This window comes from Paenibacillus protaetiae, assembly GCF_004135365.1.
GTDB lineage: Bacteria > Bacillota > Bacilli > Paenibacillales > Paenibacillaceae > Paenibacillus_AP > Paenibacillus_AP protaetiae.
Map to the genome: position 1 here is coordinate 2,738,122 of NZ_CP035492.1, position 16,806 is coordinate 2,754,927.

Genomic DNA, 16,806 nt, shown 5'->3' on the forward strand with positions numbered 1-16,806 from the left:
ATCATTTCTATGCTAAACTATTAATCGGATAAAAGCGATGCAAGGAGTGCTGTACCTGTTATGAAACTGGTTTCTTGGAATGTGAACGGCCTAAGGGCATGCGTGACCAAAGGCTTTTATGATTATTTTCAGCAGATAGACGCCGATATTTTCTGCTTGCAGGAGACGAAGCTGCAAGCCGGCCAAATCGAGCTCGCAATCGGCCCCGAATACAAGCAGTATTGGAATTATGCCGTCAAAAAAGGCTACTCCGGCACCGCCGTATTTACGCGTATCGAGCCGCTTTCGGTCCGGTACGGGCTGGAGGAGGACTTCGAGGAGGAAGGGCGCACGCTGACGCTGGAGTTCGATGCCTTTTACCTCGTTAACGTCTATACGCCCAACGCGAAACGCGATCTGGCCCGCCTGCCGTACCGGCTGGAGTGGGAAGACCGCTTCCGCGATTATTTGCTGCAGCTGGATGCGCACAAGCCGGTTATCGTATGCGGCGACCTGAACGTCGCCCATGAAGAAATTGATTTGAAAAACGCCAAGTCCAACCGCGGCAATTCCGGCTTTACGGATGAGGAACGCGAAAAAATGACGCGCCTGCTCCAGTCCGGCTTTATCGACTCCTTCCGCCATCTGTACCCCGACCGGACGGATGCCTTCACCTGGTGGTCGTTTATGCCGAAGGTCCGGGAGCGGAACATCGGCTGGCGGATTGATTACTTCCTTATATCCGAACGGCTGGCGCCTGCTCTGGACGATGCCATGATTGATTCCGAAGTAACCGGCAGCGACCATTGTCCGGTATTGCTGACGCTGCACTTATAAATCAGCCCCGCCGGCCCGGACGGTGTCAGCTCGAACGGCACCTGCATTATTACATTTAATTGTCTCAGATTTTGTTTTTACGGGAAAATCAAATGCATAGGTGCAGTTTGTGCAGCATGGTCTGCCATAGGTAAACATGGCTTGCCTCGGGCAAATCGCCTGCCTTAGCCTCCTGTGCAGAACGTTAAAGGGACTTTCTATAAAGTCATTAAACATAACTTTATAGAAAGTCCCTTTTATTAGGACAAGCTGGCGGAATGCAAATCGGGCAAGCGCTGCTGCGCTTTTTTATTGCTGAGAAGCATCGGGCGATTCGCTGAACTGCTCTACCTTCAGCACGTCCAGCATAAACATAAAGATCGGAATACCGATCAAGAGACCCCATATTCCCATGTAATGCTCGGAAATGATCAGAATAAGGAACGTAAAAAACATCGGCAAATTCGTTTTGGACGAATACAGCCTTGGATTCAAGAAATACGTTTCCAGCGCATGAATGGCGAGCACGAGCACAATGACCCAAATAACGGTTGTAAAATCGCCGATCTCATAGCCAATAATGCCGATGGGCACAAAAGATACGACCACTCCGGCTACCGGAATAAGGCTGAGCAGGAATACCATAATCGACAGCGCAAACAAATACGGGAACCCGAGAATCCATAAGCCGGCGATTGTAAGCACCGTATTAAAAAACGCGATAAGCAGCTGCACTTCGATCACTTTGCCGAAGGAAGATACAAATTTGCCGCCGAAGTAGCGGAATTCCCTGTACAGCCAGCCAATCGAGCTGTCGTTAAATTTTTCCGCAAACTGCACGACTTTACGCCGTTCCAGCAAAAAGAAAAAGCTGAGCAGTATAACCATCAAAATAATTTCAAGCCAGCTTCCGACCGTCTTGGCGTACGTAATGGCGCTATCCAAATACGTTTTGTAATCCACCTTGTCAAGCGCGTCGGCCACCGTCTGCGCCACTTTGTCATTTTGCGAGGAGCTTAGAAACCTCGTCACGTTGTTAACGATGTCCACAACCTGATTAATCAGCTTGGGCACATAGTTGGCCAGACCGTATACAAGGCCGAATATAAGCAGCACATATAATATAATGCTGACGATGACGGGCGAAATCGGGATCACTTTCCGGATGCTCTTCGTCAATATTCCTTGCAGCCGGTTCATCACAAACGTGACGACAAACAGCAGCAGCAGCAAATTAAGCAATTGGCGCATGCTGTATAACAACAGGACAACGAGCAGCACAAAAATAACTCTTCGGATTACAGGCTGGGCAAAAAAAGATCGGAGACTATCCACGGACTTCCCTCATTTAATTAAAGTATCATCTATACATACGGACAAACGGCCGCGTTGTTTCAGAAAAAAAGTACGCGCTTCTTTATCATCGCCCAGTTCGTCCAAAGATACAAGCCTTAATCCAAGCATATGCCGCTTATTGCCGCAATAAAACGTTTACATTCAAAAAAAGAGAGCCGCTGCTTCGTTGAATGCATTCCTTGGCCTGGCCCCATGCCTGGCTGCGGACTGCGCTTCAACTGCGCACCGGTTCTCTTCGTAAATCATGTTTCCATTTCCGGACAGGATCAATCAAACAAATCGCCAAAAACGTCAAATACGGATTTTTTCTTTTTTCTCGGGTAGCCATGTTTGCCATCATGTTTGCCGTCGTGCTTGCCATAAGGTTTGCCGTAACCGTGATAACCATCCGATGAATGGCCGTCGCTCCGGTGCGGATCATACCCGCGCCCGATGTCGTAACCGTAAGGCTGGCCCTGCCGCCCGTCATCCCGGCGCTGCCATTCATTGTATTGATCGCGTGCTTCGTGCACATCGCTCATCAGCTTGTCGAGTTCGCCGCGGTCCAGCCACACTCCTTTGCAGATCGGGCACACATCAATCAGAATGCCGTCCTTTTCTACCTCCCGCATCCGCGAGTTTTCACACACGGGACACTGCATCATGATCCCTCCTTCCCCGCCGTTTGGTCTTGATACGCAAGAAGGCTTTGCCACGTTTCAATCCAAAAGACTAATTTGATAAAATAAATTGCGTATCATCAAAAAATGTCATAAACAGCCAAAGGAGCGAAATATGATCATCCGAAAATTAAGGCCGGAGGAACGTCCGCCGATGGACTTGCTGCTGTCGGCTGACCCTTCCTTGGAACTCGTAGAAGCTTATATCCAGCGGGGAGAATGTTTTACAGCCATCATCCAAGACCGGGCCGTCGGGGTTTACGTGCTTCTGCCGACGCGTCCTGCTACGGTTGAACTGGTTAATGTTGCGGTACAGGACAGGATGCAAGGCAAAGGCATCGGGAAACAGCTCGTGTCGCATGCCATCGAAACTGCCAGGCTGAGCGGTTATCATACGATAGAAGTAGGCACGGGCAATTCAAGCATCGGACAGCTGGCGCTTTACCAAAAATGCGGCTTTCGGATCGTAGGGGTAGATGCCGGATATTTTATAAGGCATTATCCGGAGGCGATCCACGAGAACGGCATCCCTTGCCTCGATATGATTCGTTTATCCCAAGATTTGTAGAACCTGCCGTTTCGCGCAGCGGTCGGTTACAACAGTGCAAGTATACGGCACTAAAGGAGCGTCTATGGCATTATTATTATTTGTATTAGCCGGCCTGGCTGAAATTGGCGGCGGTTATTTGATCTGGCTGTGGCTTCGCGAGTCGTATCCGGTTGGCTACGGCATTGCAGGCGCGGTCATCCTTATTTTGTACGGCATTATCCCTACGCTGCAGTCCTTTCCCAGCTTCGGCCGGGTGTACGCCGCATATGGCGGTGTATTCATTGTCCTTGCCGTGTTATGGGGCTGGCTTGTCGACCGCAAGACGCCCGATCTGTACGACTGGATCGGCGCAGCGGTGTGCATCATCGGCGTTGCCATTATAATCGGCGCTCCGCGCCATTAAACAAAAGCAGCCCTCTTCCGGAATGTGCCCGATTGTTTCAACAATCGGGCACGTTTTCATGGATAGAGGACAGCCTTCAAACGGTTATCTCACGAACGGCTGGATTAAGCAGCGTCCGAAGCCGCATTCGGAGCGGCGGCTTCAGACTTTCCGCTATTTTGCAAATTCGCAATCAACTGATCGGTTGGCTGCAAAATAAGCGTATACATAATGGCTGCTTCTTCTTCGTTGCTGAGTGCTGCTTTGGAATGGAAATCAACTGAGCCGTCGGCAGCCGGCTGAATTTCCGGCCCGTAAATGCCAAGCGCTACCATCATCTGTACAGCGGAAACCGCCCAGGCGTCCGTTGTACCGGATAATTTAACGTCATTGAAGATAATGGACGGGTATTGAAGAGCAAATACGCGCTGCAGCATAACGGCCGCTTCCTGTCTTGTAATGACTTGTTCCGGATGGAACTTGCCTTGGCCGTCGCCTTTTACCATTCCTATTGCAAAAGCAAGCTGGATATATGGAGCGGACGGAAGCCCTTTAATATCGGTAAAGGAATATTGCGGCTGCTCGGCGGCGGTTACGCCCGATGTCGCCAGCACATGCTGCACGAAATCGCCGCGTGTCACGCCCGCTTCCGGATGGAACAGCTGCGTACCATCGTTTGGATAATGGCCCAACGATTGCAGCATGTAAATATAAGGAGCATACGGATGGTCTTCCCCGACATCAGCAAAACCGGCCGGGTCATCGCCTTTTTTCTCATAACCAAGCGGATTCAAGTAAGGCTCCTTCATGTAATTCGCCTTCCCGTCCTTATCCAGCTGGAACGCCGTAAACTGCTTCGTTAAATCATCAATAAACAAGTTGTCGTCCACCTGATGCAGCGTGCGCGGCCCCAGATAAGAGTCGCTTATCGTCAGTTCGCCTTGCCCCTCATTAACCGCAGATACGAGTACCTTTGCGCGGATGTCAGCGTAATAGCCGGCAAAACGGTCCAATTCATCAGCGCTTTGCGGCTTATAAGCCGGAAAGTCGGCTTGGGCTGCATACTGCGGGTAAAATGCCGAAATAAACTGCGGATAAAACAAATTGCGCAATGCGCCCTGCTTGTTATACGTCAGGAAGACGCCGACATGCTGTTCCGGAATCAGGAATAAATAAGAGCTGAAGTCTGTCATATCGCCGGCCTTTGTAATAATTTTGGAGCTTGCTCCCGCGCCTGGAATTTGGAACGGCGCTTCAAAGCCGTAAGTCGTATTCGGCAGGAGCGGATGGATCGAAGACCGGTATTGCTCCATCGATTGGACCGTTTGGTCCGCGAGAATGCGGCTTGAACCGGATGCGCCCCCGTTCAGGAATGCGATCATAAACTTGCCGATATCTTCGGCTGTCGACAGCATGCCGCCTTGTGGCAATACCGTCGGATTAAAGTCATAAACCGGAAGCGCCTGGCCGGCCGCCGTATATCCTGTAGCCAGGTTGTCCTTAATATGGCCATCCAGTAGGAAGCTGCTGTTAGCCATTCCAAGCGGCTGGAACACATGCTTTGTCATATACGTTTCAAACGGCTCGCCGCTCACCTTTTGCACGATCAGGCCAAGCAGCAAATATGCAAAGTTGTCATACATATACGAAGTGCCGGGTTCCCGTACGACCGGCGGCATATGGCTTTGTGCATAAGCGTCCATCTCCAGCCGCTTGCCCACATAATTCGGGCCCATATCATCCGCTTGAATGTCACGCACCTCGAAACCCGACGTATGCGTCAGCAAATCTTCGATTGTAACCGGCTGATCAAAAGGGTTGTCCTGCTTATAGCCGGGCAAATACGTTAAATAGTTATCGTCCAGCTTGATCTTCCCCTGCTCAACGAGCTGCATCACGGCTACAGCCGTAAACGTCTTCGACACAGAGGCTACCCGGAACTCGGTGGAAGCCGGATCAACCGGCTTGCCGCTTGTCTGGTCGGCGACGCCGTATCCTTTCTCGGCCAGCACCTGCCCGTCTTTGACAATAACTACGGATGCGCCGACATACAGCGGCTTCACTTCATCTTGGGTGAAAAATTGATCCAGAAATGCGGCTGCGCTGCTTGCGTTTAATTCCACCGGTTTGCCGGCGCCCGTCGTTTCCGGCGAGGCGGCAAAAGCCGATGTGGACAAGGCGGCGGCAGCGACAAGCGATGCGGTAAACGCCTTGGTCCAGGTGGACAGCTTAGGTAAATGCGATAACAAATTCAATTCCATTTCCCTCCCTATTTGATGAATCTATATAACTACTCTAAATTATGGAAAAAGTTTCATAAACTCGTTTTCTTGCTTTCAAAAAATGAGAGCGGATTCATCGGTTTTTTGTTATAGTGGGAGATGTCGACCCTAATTGCGATATAACTTATGAAAAGAAGTGATGATGCAGGTGCAAGGCATACAAGCATTGGTCCGCAACAAAAGCACTTCCGTCCTGAAGCAGTATTTTAACGGAAAAACGATGGACTACAGGCAAATATTTGCGATTATTATTCCGGTTTTTGTTGATTCCGCTTTCATTGTGATCATGTCTTTGCTGAATACGGCGATGATCAGTTCTTCCGGCGTAGCGGCGGTCAGCGCCGTCAGTATGGTCGACTCGATCAATATGTTTATCGTCAATGTGTTTATTGCCGTCGCAACCGGCGGAACCGTCATTGTCGCCCAATATAAAGGAAGCGGCAACATGGAGATGGTGTCCAAGGCGGCTTCCCAGGCCATATCGGCCGTCACTGCCGTATCAATCGTAATTAGTGCAATCGTAATCGGGTTTCACGGCTCCACCCTGCAGCTGCTGTTCGGCAATGCAGAAGCCGATGTGCTGCACAATGCGATGATTTTTTTGATCGGCAGCTGCATATCGTACCCTTTTTTCGCCATTTACCAGGCGGTAACCGGCGTGCTGCGCGGCGTGGCTGAAACGAAGGCGTGCCTGGTGCTTTCGCTTATTTTAAACGTGTCTTATTTTCTATTGAATATTATATTGATCAAGCTGTTTGATATGGGCGTGCTGGGCTTGTCCGTTTCGCTTATTGCAGCACGCATATTGGGGATGGCCGTTGCCGTCGTTTATTTGCTGAAATATAACCATTCCATCCGGATACAACTTAAAGATATGCTTCAGCTGCAAGTTTCGTTATTGAAAAAAATTATGTTTATCGGCCTTCCGTTTGCAGCCGAGCAAATGTTTTTTAACGGGGGCAAGCTGCTGACGCAAACGTTTATCGTCCAGCTTGGAACGCTCGCCATTACGGTCAATGCGATCAGCGGCTCGCTGTCGATGCTGTTTCAAATCGGCGGCAATGCGATCAGCGTTGCGATCGTCACCGTCGTCGGACAATGTATCGGGCGAAAAGATATCGAGGACGCGCGCAAATTTACGAAGTCGCTTCTATGGCTGTCTACCTGGTTTTTTGTCGCAATCACCGTTGTGCTTCTGCTGCTGTTCCCGCTGCTAGTCCGTATGTACGCGCCGCCGGATCAGATCGTCCACTCCATTTTTTCGCTTATCGTAATGATATCTATTGCGCAGCCGTTCCTATGGTCATTAAGCTTTATCATGCCTTCCGCTTTGCGTGCGGCCGGTGATTCCAAGTTCACCTCCATTACTTCGCTGCTAACGATGTGGCTGTTCCGCATTATATTGGGTTATGTGCTGGGCATTACGCTAGGTTACGGCATTTGGGGCGTATGGCTGGCGATGGTGCTGGAATGGGGCGTGCGCGGCGCAGTGTTTGCTTGGCGGTTCAAAGGCGACAAATGGTATCGCCACAAGCTGATCTAAAGGAAGCCGCCCCCGGCTCGAACGAAGCCGGGGCGGCTTTTTTGGCGTAGGGAGGCAGACGGATGAGCTTGCCTCCCTCCTTTATGGCGCCAAGGATGCTTGGCGGAATATAATCTCATTTCCCATGTTCCGTTTCCTTAAATTATCATTGCTGCCGATCGCAGCCCTGCTGTTATTGACCATCACCGCCGCTTGCGGCAACAGCATTCGGTTCATGTTTTACGTACAGAAACATCTGTCTCGTTCAGCAGCCGTTTACGCACAAAACCCTCCGCCTGTCATCAGGCGGAGGGTTTTGTGCGTACATATATGACACCTTGCAGGGAGCTTAACCTTTAACCGAACCGGCAGCGATCCCTTCGACGATACGGTCGCTCAGGAACAGGAACGCAATCAGGATCGGCAGGATGCTGATCATAAGCGTAGCACCGATCGCGCCCCAGTCCGTTGTATACTGGCCGATAAAGTTTTGCACGCCGACTGTCAGCGTTTTGAATTTATCGGAGCTGATAAATGTGTTGACGAAAATAAATTCGTTCCAGTTATAAATCATGTTAATAATACCCGTCGTAGCCAGAACGGAGCTTGTCATCGGCAATACGATCCGGAAAAACATTTGGTTGACCGAGCAGCCGTCCAGTACCGCCGCTTCTTCCACTTCCTTCGGAAGGGCGTAATAGAAGCCGAGCAAAATCATGATCGTAATCGGCATATTAAACGCCACGTACGACAGGATCAGCGACAACGGATGATCGATCAGATGAATTTTATTAAACATGCTGAACAGCGGAATCAGCGTCGAATGAACCGGAATCATCATCGCTACCATGAACAGGCCAAGCACCAGATTGCTGCCTTTCCATTTCATGCGGGTGATGGCATACGTCACCAAGCTGCCAAGCACAACCGTCAGCACCGTTGCCACGATCGTGATCCAGACACTGTTCAAGAAATAAACATCAATATTGCCGGCGCTCCATACTTTCTTATAGTTCTCCCAGTGCGGGTGAGTTGGAAGCGACAGCGGCGGAAGGTTAAACACTTCCTGATTGTTTTTCAGCGAGAAAAACAGCAGCCATACAAGCGGGAATAGTTGAAACACCGCAACGGCGATCAAGATGATATACAGTACGACATAGCCGATTTTGCCGGCCGCTCCTGATCTGGTTTTAACAGATCCGCCCTTAAGCTGTCCTGCAGTTCCGGACATCATGAAGCGTCCCTCCTTATGAGTATTGAATCGTATCTTTAGATGCAGTTAATTTGCGAATGACCCAAGTTGCCACAAGGCAAATGATAAGCAGGAAGAAGCCGATCGCACTGCCGTAGCCGAAGTCGTACGACTTGAAGGCCTGGTGGTACATGTACGATGCCATAACCTCACTGGAGCCGTTAGGGCCGCCGTCAGTCATCACATAAATCAAATCGAAATATTTCAGCGATCCGACCACTGCGAGAACAATCGTCACTTTAATGACTTCCATCGCAAGCGGAAGCTTAATTTTATACGCAATTTGCAGCGATGTAGCGCCGTCGATTTTAGCCGCTTCCTCCAGGGAAGTCGGGATATTTTTCAATGCTGCGTAATAAATCAGAATATAGAAGCCCGCATATTGCCATAAAATCGGGATGAACAGAGCAAACAATACAAGATTAGGCTCTGCCAGCCATGCGGGAGGATTGTCGACCCCAAGGGATTCCAGAATGCTGTTCAAAATGCCGTTTGTCGGATGCAAAATTTTGAGCCACAGCTGCGCGATCGCAACCGACGACAAAAGCATCGGAATCAAATAGATTTTACGGAACAGATTTGCGCCTTTCAGTTTGGCGGACAATACCATTGCAATAACCAGATAAACGATAAGGCTAAGAGCTGAGAACACTGCCAGCAAAAGCGAGTGGCCAGCGCTTGACCAGAACAGATGATCCTTAATCAAAGCGGAGTAATTGTCAAAACCGATAAACTTCATGGAGCCGATGCCGTTCCATTCATTCAAACCGTAATAGCCGGTGAGCACAATCGGAATGTATACAATCGCCAAAATAAGCAGCAATGAAGGCAAAACATAAAGCGCGATAATTTTTTTGTTTGACATGACCTTATCCAAATTAGCCGACTCCTTTCTCTATAACCGAGGGATAAGCTTACCCGGCATGAAGCCGGATAAGCTTATTCTCTCCACATCCTGTCAGTCTCACTTGGAAAGTGCTGCGTCGTGCTCTTCGGAGAACTTCTCAGGTGTAATCGCTTTGCCAAACAACGATTGGATCAAGTTCAAATGTTTCTCAGCCGCGCCAGCTTCCATTTGCACGTCTGCGAACAAGGTAATGCTCGTTGCTTTGTTCATTTCATCAAACAGGTCAAGGTACAGCTGCGGCAGCTGAAGCGTGGACGTATCCACTTTCGTTGCCGGGATAACACCTGCGCCGGTCACTGCTTGTTCTCCCCATTTTTGTACAAAATAATCAACGAATTTCTTCGCTTCGTCTTTCACTTTCGAATTCTCGGAAACGAACAGGCCTACGCCCGGTCCGCCTACCCAGCTGTTAATGTCGCCTTTGCCGCCTTCAACGGTCGGGAATTTGAAGAAACCAACGTTGTTGCGGAAGTCTTGCGGAATATCTTCGTTAGTCGTGAAGTTCGGCAGTTCCCAAGTGCCCATCATGTACATTGCCGCATGGCCGTTCAGGAACTCGGATTTGGCTTCTTCGTTGGACAAGCCGTTAAAGCCTTTCACAAATGCGTTGCTGTCTACAAGCGATTGAATTTCCGTAGCCGCTTTGATGAGGCTTGGATCTTTAAACGATCCGCTGCCGTTGATTGCGTTTGCAAGCGTTTCTTGGCCTGCAAAACGGTCCGCCAGGTACATGTACCAGAGGGAGCCTGTCCAGCGGTCTTTGTTGCCAAGCGTAATTGGCGCAATACCGTTGTCCGAAAGGGTTTTCACAACATTTTTAAATTCATCGTAAGTGGTAGGAACTTGCAAGTTGTATTTCTCGAATATAGCTTTGTTGTAGTAAACCGGCGTGATGTTGAATTCAAGCGGCAAGCCGTACGTTTTGCCGTCGATTGCATACGCTTCCGTTGTACCGTTTACGAATTTGCCGTTCAGGTCGCCGCTCAGCAGGTCGTCCAGCGGAGCGAACAGTTTGCCGTCTACGTATGGCTGCAGAAAACCTGCCGCCCAAGTTACGCCTACGTCTGGAAGCTGATTGGAAGCAGAAAGCACTTTCAATTTATTTTTGTATTGTTCGTTATCAAGCACTTCCTGCTTGATCGTTACATTTGGATGCTCGGTTTGATATTCGTTAATGATTTGGTTAACGATTTTATTTTGCCCTGCGGAAACGCCTTCAGGCCACAAATGCATAAATTTGATCGTTACCTTCTCGCCGGAACCGCTTCCATTTGAGCCGCTATCCGAGGATTGGTTGCCGTTGTTGCTGCTGTTATTTGCATTGTTGCCGCATGCAGCAGCCACAATTGCGAGACATAACGTAAGAAGCACGACTGCCCATTTTTTCTTGAACACGTTTACAACCCCTTTTCTACTGATGATAGATTCACACTTACAAATCTATTGTAGCAATGGGGCGGTAGAGCTGTAAGGTGATATGAATTGGGAATAATACTACTTTTATTGGATGCTCTCTTCCGAGTGCATAATCGTTTTGCGGTATTGGCCAGGGCTTACCCCCTCCATGGAACGGAACACTTTGACGAAATATTTTGCCGTCTGGTAGCCTACTTGCTCCGCAACTTCCCCGATCGAAAGACGGGTTCCGGACAGCAGTTCCTTCGCGCGCTGCACCCGTTTTCTGGTCAAATATTCACTGAACGTCAGGCCGGTCTGCTCCTTGAACAAAACGCTGAGGTAGCTGGCGTTCATATGCAGATGCTCTGCCGTATCACGCATCGTCAGCGGCTTTTGCAAATGCTCGTTTAAATATTGAATCGCCTCCTGGACTTGGGGGCTGTAGCTGTTTTCCTCCTGTACCGAGTCCAGCAGCTTCGGGTCTACCAGTTTCTCCATCCGTTCAATCCGATTTTTGCTTTCTTCCCTTTTCAATGCAAGTTCTACCGCCCGAATCAGTTTAATTTTGTCCAGCGGTTTCAGCAAATATTCAACAACGCCAAATTGCAGCGCCCGCTGCGCATAGTCGAATTCCGGGTGCCCGGATATAATAATTACGACCGGAGGATGGGGCATATGATTGATTTTTTCTACCAGATCCAGCCCTCCTATTTCCGGCATGCGAATGTCGGTAATCAGCAGGCTCGCTTCATGCTGCGACAGCCAGTCCAATGCTTCAATGCCGTTGGAAGCGAGCGCTATCTCATATTGTCCGGCTGACCAGGCCTCCAGCACTTTCCGTACGCCTTCTCTTGTTCTCGGCTCATCATCCACGATCAGAATCGTCTTCATATAGCATCCCCCTCCCATGTTCATTAGGTATTTCAAAAGCAATCGTTGTGCCTTTGCCTTCTTCGCTTTGAATGTCCAGCCCGCCCGTTTCATCGCCGTAATAAAGCTTCAGCCGTTTCTGGATATTGCGGATAGCAACCCCTGTCCCTTTGGACTCCGGATTGGCTTGGCCGCTGTCCATCGCTTCATATAATGCGCGGATTTTTTCGCTCGACATGCCGGGGCCGTTATCCGATATCGAAATCCGGGTATATCCAGGCACTGCGGACGGCTCTGCCCATATTGTCACCGTTCCTTTGCCGATTTGCTGCTCCACACCGTGAAGAATGGCATTCTCAACAATCGGCTGAATTAACAGCTTCGGAATCGGCACGCTGCGGCAGCCTTCCTCGGAATGAATCTCCCACGCCAGCCGGTCCACCATGCGCATATCCATAATGGTCAAATACCGCTCTGCATGCTCGAATTCATCGCCAACGGTAACCCACTCTTCTTCATCTGCGCGCGAAATGACGTAACGGAACAGGCCTGACATTGCAATGACAACCTGCCCCAGCTCTTCTTCCCCTTTATCTTCCAAAGCCCAATAGAAGGCTTCCAGCGTATTAAACAAAAAATGCGGATTAATTTGCGCCTGCAACGCCTTTAATTCCGTCCGGCTTTGCGCCAGCTCTTTTTCATAAACGACATCAATCAGTTCATTTAATGAGTCGACCATTTGATTATACGTATTATTAAGCTCGTTAATTTCCATTGTCGAGGACGTGACCGGAATCGGCTTAATCGTCCCGAGCTTCGCATTGCGCATCGCCTTAATCAAACTTAAGATCGGCCGGGTAATCATCGTCGATAAAATAAACGTTAATAAAATAAACAGTAGGCCGCCGACCAATAACGATACGATCAGCCCCGTCCGCAAGACGGTAATTCCTTCGCTGGCATATTTAACAGGCGTTAAAATAATAATTTTCCAGCCTGTCACTTCCGACGTTTTTTCGATAGCCGTATACCGTTCGCCATCCAGCTTGACCGTTTCATCGCCCTGCTGCAGCATCTTCTCGACGTCCACTTCTTTGGAAAAGTCGGAAGTAATCGTCTGGTTCGCGCCGTCAAACAGCCCCATCATTTCGCTGGACGCTGCATTGGCCTTAACGCTCGCATCCGCAGTAAGCTCGAAATAGTTTTTATCAATTTGAACCATTACATACCCTGCATCGGCAAAAGAGTAGTCCATCAGCCGGATACGCCGGATCGCAATAACGGAGTCTGGAAAAGAAGGGTTCATGCCAAACCAGACCAGCTTGCCGTCGGCTTCGTCCGCTTCCCGAATATACGAAGCCGTCACCCGGTGGTCAAGGCTGACATCCGACAGCGGAAACAGCATCTGGTAATTGGACAAAAACAGCTCAATTGATTTGACCCCCGACATATACGCAAGCTCCTTGCGCACTTCCTCCTGCAGCGACTGCCGTTCATCAAAGCTGATGGTTCCCCCTGTCGCTTCCTTTGCCATCAAATGCTGCACCTTGGCATTGGTTGCAACCCTCGTTGTAAATGTATCAGCCTGCTGCAGCAGCACGTCCAGCTTGCCCGTAGCCTGGAAAGCGGTCTGCTGAATATGTTTTTCCGTATTATTGCGCAGTAAAACCGATATTTGCCCATAGGAGAAAAAACCAACCGCTCCAAGCACGATCAGCATCACAAACATAAATCCGATAAATATTTGATTCCTCAGCGTATTCATTTGCCCAAAGCGGCCCATGGCGACACTCCCTGCCGATATTCCTGAATCCTAGCCTAATATACACAATAATGCTTACAAAAAGAAAGCCTGTACCCGACGAAAGCCACAAAAAAAAAACCGGTCCTCCAATATCAGGAAGTCCGGTTCCTTCTATTCATTGAAGCATTTTGCCCATAATTACCCAAATCCGTTTCCTTTTCCTACCCAAGCATCATTGGAGTAACCTCTTTTCTCCCAATAACCGGTATGCGTTCCTGCAATCAGCTCGATCCGGTTCAACCATTTCACCGATTTGTAGCCGTACATTTGCGGCACGACTAGCCGGACGGGGCCGCCCATATCGCTCGGAATCGGCTTGCCGTCATGCATAACCGCCACCATGACATCATCCATCATCGCCTGCTCCAGCGTTAACGTATCGGTATATACGCCATCGCCGGAATAAAATTTGACCGTCTCGGCACCGTTTTGTACGCCCGCTTCCTTCAGAAGCTCCTTAAGCGGTATGCCTTCCCATGTATTATTATATACCGACCAGCCGGTTACACAATGAAAGTCGCTGACCTGCACCTTCCGCTGCATCGCCACGAACGATTCCCAGTTCCACGTCTGCTTGTTGCTGACTAATCCGTCCAGCACAAACGACCAGTTGTCGTTCGAAAAAGCCGGAATACGCGTCACCGTATAAATCCGGAAATTGCCCTTTGCTCCGCCGCCGCTTGGCGGAACCGATCCCGGCAGCGGCTGTGGCGCAGGGACAAGGCTGTTTCTATCGTTCGCGATCCACTCCTCGGTCGTTCCTCCGCCAATGCCGCTGCCGATCGAGCTGCCCAGCCACTTCAGGAAGGAGGGGCCGACAGTTATCGCAAGTCCGGCGCCGATTGCCCCGCGGATAAACCCCCGGCGCGTATAGAGCGGCTGCGGACCGCCCGGGGCATAATCCCGGTAAGGCGCCTCCCTGTCTGCTGCAGCAGCAGGCTCGGCTTTGACCGTCCGCCGCTGCGGCTGCTCCTTCAGCCATTTTACCCTTGTAACAGAATGGTAAATGATATAGGGCAAGCCGATCCATGTCAGCAGGTCGTGGACGGTTAACGCCGGATTCGACCAGGCCGGGCCAAAGGCGCGGAACTGCCACAGCACAACGCCCGACAGCAGCCAGCCGACCAGCAGAGCCAGCACAACAACCACATTAAAGCGCTGCCATCGTTTGCCGCGCAGCTGCTTCCAATGCTTGCCGGCGAGCAGCAAGTAATAGACGACCGGAATGAGAGAGCCCAGCCCGACCGCAACATGGAGCCACTTGATCCATACGCGTCCTTCGCCAAGCGCCATTCTCCAAAAGCCGCCGGCCAGCACAAGGCCTGTCAGCGCTAGTACGGCGACAATCCAGGCGTTCCAGGCGTGCAGTTTAACGAGCTTTTTGCCATAGCCCTTGCGTAATCGCTTCAGCAGCATGTCATCGTCTCCTGTTCGAGGGCGTCCGGGCAGCAAGCGGATTAAGAACGCGTCAAGATGACCGGCCCCTTCTCGGTAATGGCGATCGTATGTTCAAATTGGGCGGAACGGCTTCCATCAACCGTCCGGGCTGTCCATCCGTCCCTTTCGATCTGAACGGCGGGCCGTCCTTCCGTAATAATCGGTTCAATGGTAATGACCATTCCCGCCTCCAGCCGTTCTCCGTAACCCGGGCTGCCCCGGTGCAATATTTCGGGAGGCTCATGAATAAAGCGGCCGATGCCGTGTCCGGTAAACAAATCAACAACCCGGTAGCCGGCCTGCTGGGCGCAGTTTTGAATGGCAAAGCCGATATCGCCGATCCGTTTGCCCGGTACCGCCTCTGCAATTCCGCGCCTTAAAGCCAGCTTGGCAATCCTCAGAAGCCTGGATGTATCTGCCGTTTGCGTGCCAATCGCATACGTCCACGCGGAATCGGCTTTCCAGCCGCCAACATCGGCCACCATATCAATCGTTACGATATCGCCGTTCATGAGCGGAATCGAATCGGGAAAACCGTGGCAGACCACATCATTAACGGCTGCGCAGGTTGCATAAGGGTAACCTTTATAGCCCTTCTGGGCCGGATAAGCGCCCCGCTCCATCATGAACCGCTCCACAAACCGGTCGATCTCCAGCGTGGTGACGCCCGGCGTTATCCGGCGGGCAATCTCCTTGTGGCAATCGGCAATAATACGCCCCGCTTTGCGAATGCTTTTCAGATCCTCGGCTGTTTTTAAAGGTACGATCATCTGCCATCCCTCCCCTTCAAAATCACCCTATTCCAAAGGATTGGCATTCAGTACATCGTTGCAGCGTCCAGCGCCGCTTTCCGCCCGATTTCACGATTTTGTCACTATTTCCGGGAAGAAAAAAAGTCTTGCATCTGCCTGCACAGGCTGCAAGACTTGCTATATCCAATTTCAACTGACGGAAGAGTTAATTTTATCCATTTCGTGATCGACCAACATCGTCAACTCATCTTCATAGCCGCCTGTAATCCGATACTTCCGGATATACTCGCGAACGAACTTGCGCGAGTCCTTGGGCTGATAAATTCTTGTGAGTTCCTTCAGGCTTTCCTTGACTTCATTCTGGCTATGTTTGGCCATGAAATCTCCTCCCTATACGTTGATTGGTCGTACCAAACAGTGTACGAGACTACGCGCGGAACAAATCCGCATGAACCCCCTTCGGTGCAGGCAACTCCATGGATATTTCTAAATGTTTTTACTTTTCACACTATTATACCATTTGCGAAGGAAGGATGAAAAGGAACAATCGCATCAACTTATTTATTTTTATCGGATGGGCTGGCAGGGGCTGCCTCATCATCCGAAGAAGCCGAATGTTCAGCCGAAGGCGGCGTTTTTGGACCGGATTCGTCGTTTTTGTGCTTGAACATGCGCAAGTATTCGTATACGCCGTATACCGCGACTATGATGCCGAATAGTAGTACTGCGACGGTAACCCAGTTAGGATCCATCCACCCGCCTCCTTTCTCTAAAACCTTATATCGGATAAATACGCCCGTCTTTTAACCGGGTTTCAATGGCGGATTATTACAATTTCAT

The 16,806-nt window shown here is 50.2% G+C and carries 16 protein-coding genes; 4 read left to right on the forward strand and 12 right to left on the reverse strand.

The features are described from left to right. Positions 1–60: 60 nt before the first annotated feature. Positions 61–816: an exodeoxyribonuclease III gene (locus ET464_RS12650; RefSeq protein ID WP_129441408.1), complete on the forward strand. Its 756-nt coding sequence runs from the start codon at positions 61–63 to the stop codon at positions 814–816. A 288-nt stretch (positions 817–1,104) separates the two neighbouring features. On the opposite strand, the gene ET464_RS12655 is transcribed toward ET464_RS12650, so the two are convergent. Next, a complete protein-coding gene (locus tag ET464_RS12655) occupies positions 1,105–2,130 on the reverse strand; it encodes an AI-2E family transporter (protein ID WP_129441410.1) in 1,026 nt (341 codons plus the stop codon). Between the two features lie 287 nt (positions 2,131–2,417). Then, the gene (locus ET464_RS12660) at positions 2,418–2,792 is read right to left on the reverse strand and encodes a TFIIB-type zinc ribbon-containing protein (RefSeq protein WP_129444356.1); all 375 of its coding nucleotides are present in this window, start codon (positions 2,790–2,792) and stop codon (positions 2,418–2,420) included. A 133-nt stretch (positions 2,793–2,925) separates the two neighbouring features. Here ET464_RS12660 and ET464_RS12665 point away from each other — a divergent pair, with 133 nt between their 5' ends. Together ET464_RS12665 and ET464_RS12670 are read left to right on the forward strand one after the other, a co-directional pair. Further along, on the forward strand, positions 2,926–3,378 hold the full coding sequence (locus ET464_RS12665; RefSeq protein ID WP_129441412.1) for a GNAT family N-acetyltransferase: 453 nt from the start codon (positions 2,926–2,928) through the stop codon (positions 3,376–3,378). A gap of 64 nt (positions 3,379–3,442) precedes the next feature. Continuing rightward, positions 3,443–3,763 carry a YnfA family protein gene (locus ET464_RS12670; RefSeq protein WP_129441414.1) on the forward strand — a complete coding sequence of 107 codons (321 nt, stop codon included), beginning with the start codon at positions 3,443–3,445 and terminating at the stop codon, positions 3,761–3,763. 104 nt (positions 3,764–3,867) lie between these two features. Here ET464_RS12670 and ET464_RS12675 read toward each other — a convergent pair whose 3' ends face one another. Further along, on the reverse strand, positions 3,868–5,997 hold the full coding sequence (locus ET464_RS12675) for a serine hydrolase domain-containing protein (RefSeq protein ID WP_244226527.1): 2,130 nt from the start codon (positions 5,995–5,997) through the stop codon (positions 3,868–3,870). 169 nt (positions 5,998–6,166) lie between these two features. On the opposite strand from ET464_RS12675, the gene ET464_RS12680 reads away from it, so the two are divergent. Next, positions 6,167–7,567, forward strand: coding sequence for an MATE family efflux transporter (locus tag ET464_RS12680; RefSeq protein WP_129444358.1), 1,401 nt, complete (start codon positions 6,167–6,169; stop codon positions 7,565–7,567). A gap of 328 nt (positions 7,568–7,895) precedes the next feature. On the opposite strand, the gene ET464_RS12685 is transcribed toward ET464_RS12680, so the two are convergent. The 9 genes from ET464_RS12685 to ET464_RS12725 all read right to left on the reverse strand — a co-directional run bounded on the left by ET464_RS12685 (position 7,896) and on the right by ET464_RS12725 (position 16,718). Continuing rightward, positions 7,896–8,780 (reverse strand): carbohydrate ABC transporter permease, encoded by an 885-nt coding sequence (locus ET464_RS12685; RefSeq protein ID WP_129441419.1) that lies wholly within the window; start codon positions 8,778–8,780, stop codon positions 7,896–7,898. A 13-nt stretch (positions 8,781–8,793) separates the two neighbouring features. Further along, positions 8,794–9,675 (reverse strand): carbohydrate ABC transporter permease, encoded by an 882-nt coding sequence (locus tag ET464_RS12690; RefSeq protein ID WP_129441421.1) that lies wholly within the window; start codon positions 9,673–9,675, stop codon positions 8,794–8,796. Positions 9,676–9,762: 87 nt separating this feature from the next. Beyond that, positions 9,763–11,100, reverse strand: a complete 1,338-nt coding sequence (locus tag ET464_RS12695) for an extracellular solute-binding protein (RefSeq protein ID WP_129441423.1) — start codon at positions 11,098–11,100, stop codon at positions 9,763–9,765. 105 nt (positions 11,101–11,205) lie between these two features. After that, positions 11,206–11,994, reverse strand: coding sequence for a response regulator transcription factor (locus ET464_RS12700; RefSeq protein WP_129441425.1), 789 nt, complete (start codon positions 11,992–11,994; stop codon positions 11,206–11,208). Further along, positions 11,969–13,756: a sensor histidine kinase gene (locus ET464_RS12705; RefSeq protein WP_129441427.1), complete on the reverse strand. Its 1,788-nt coding sequence runs from the start codon at positions 13,754–13,756 to the stop codon at positions 11,969–11,971. Before ET464_RS12705 ends, ET464_RS12700 begins: the two co-directional genes overlap by 26 nt. Positions 13,757–13,915: 159 nt before the next feature. After that, complete coding sequence (locus ET464_RS12710) at positions 13,916–15,193, reverse strand: molybdopterin-dependent oxidoreductase (protein WP_129441429.1); 1,278 nt, start codon at positions 15,191–15,193, stop codon at positions 13,916–13,918. Positions 15,194–15,234: 41 nt separating this feature from the next. Next, a complete protein-coding gene (gene map / locus ET464_RS12715; protein ID WP_341869694.1) occupies positions 15,235–15,984 on the reverse strand; it encodes a type I methionyl aminopeptidase in 750 nt (249 codons plus the stop codon). 171 nt (positions 15,985–16,155) lie between these two features. Further along, positions 16,156–16,344, reverse strand: coding sequence for a hypothetical protein (locus tag ET464_RS12720; RefSeq protein ID WP_129441431.1), 189 nt, complete (start codon positions 16,342–16,344; stop codon positions 16,156–16,158). A gap of 179 nt (positions 16,345–16,523) precedes the next feature. Next, positions 16,524–16,718 (reverse strand): hypothetical protein, encoded by a 195-nt coding sequence (locus tag ET464_RS12725; RefSeq protein ID WP_129441433.1) that lies wholly within the window; start codon positions 16,716–16,718, stop codon positions 16,524–16,526. Positions 16,719–16,806: the final 88 nt, after the last annotated feature.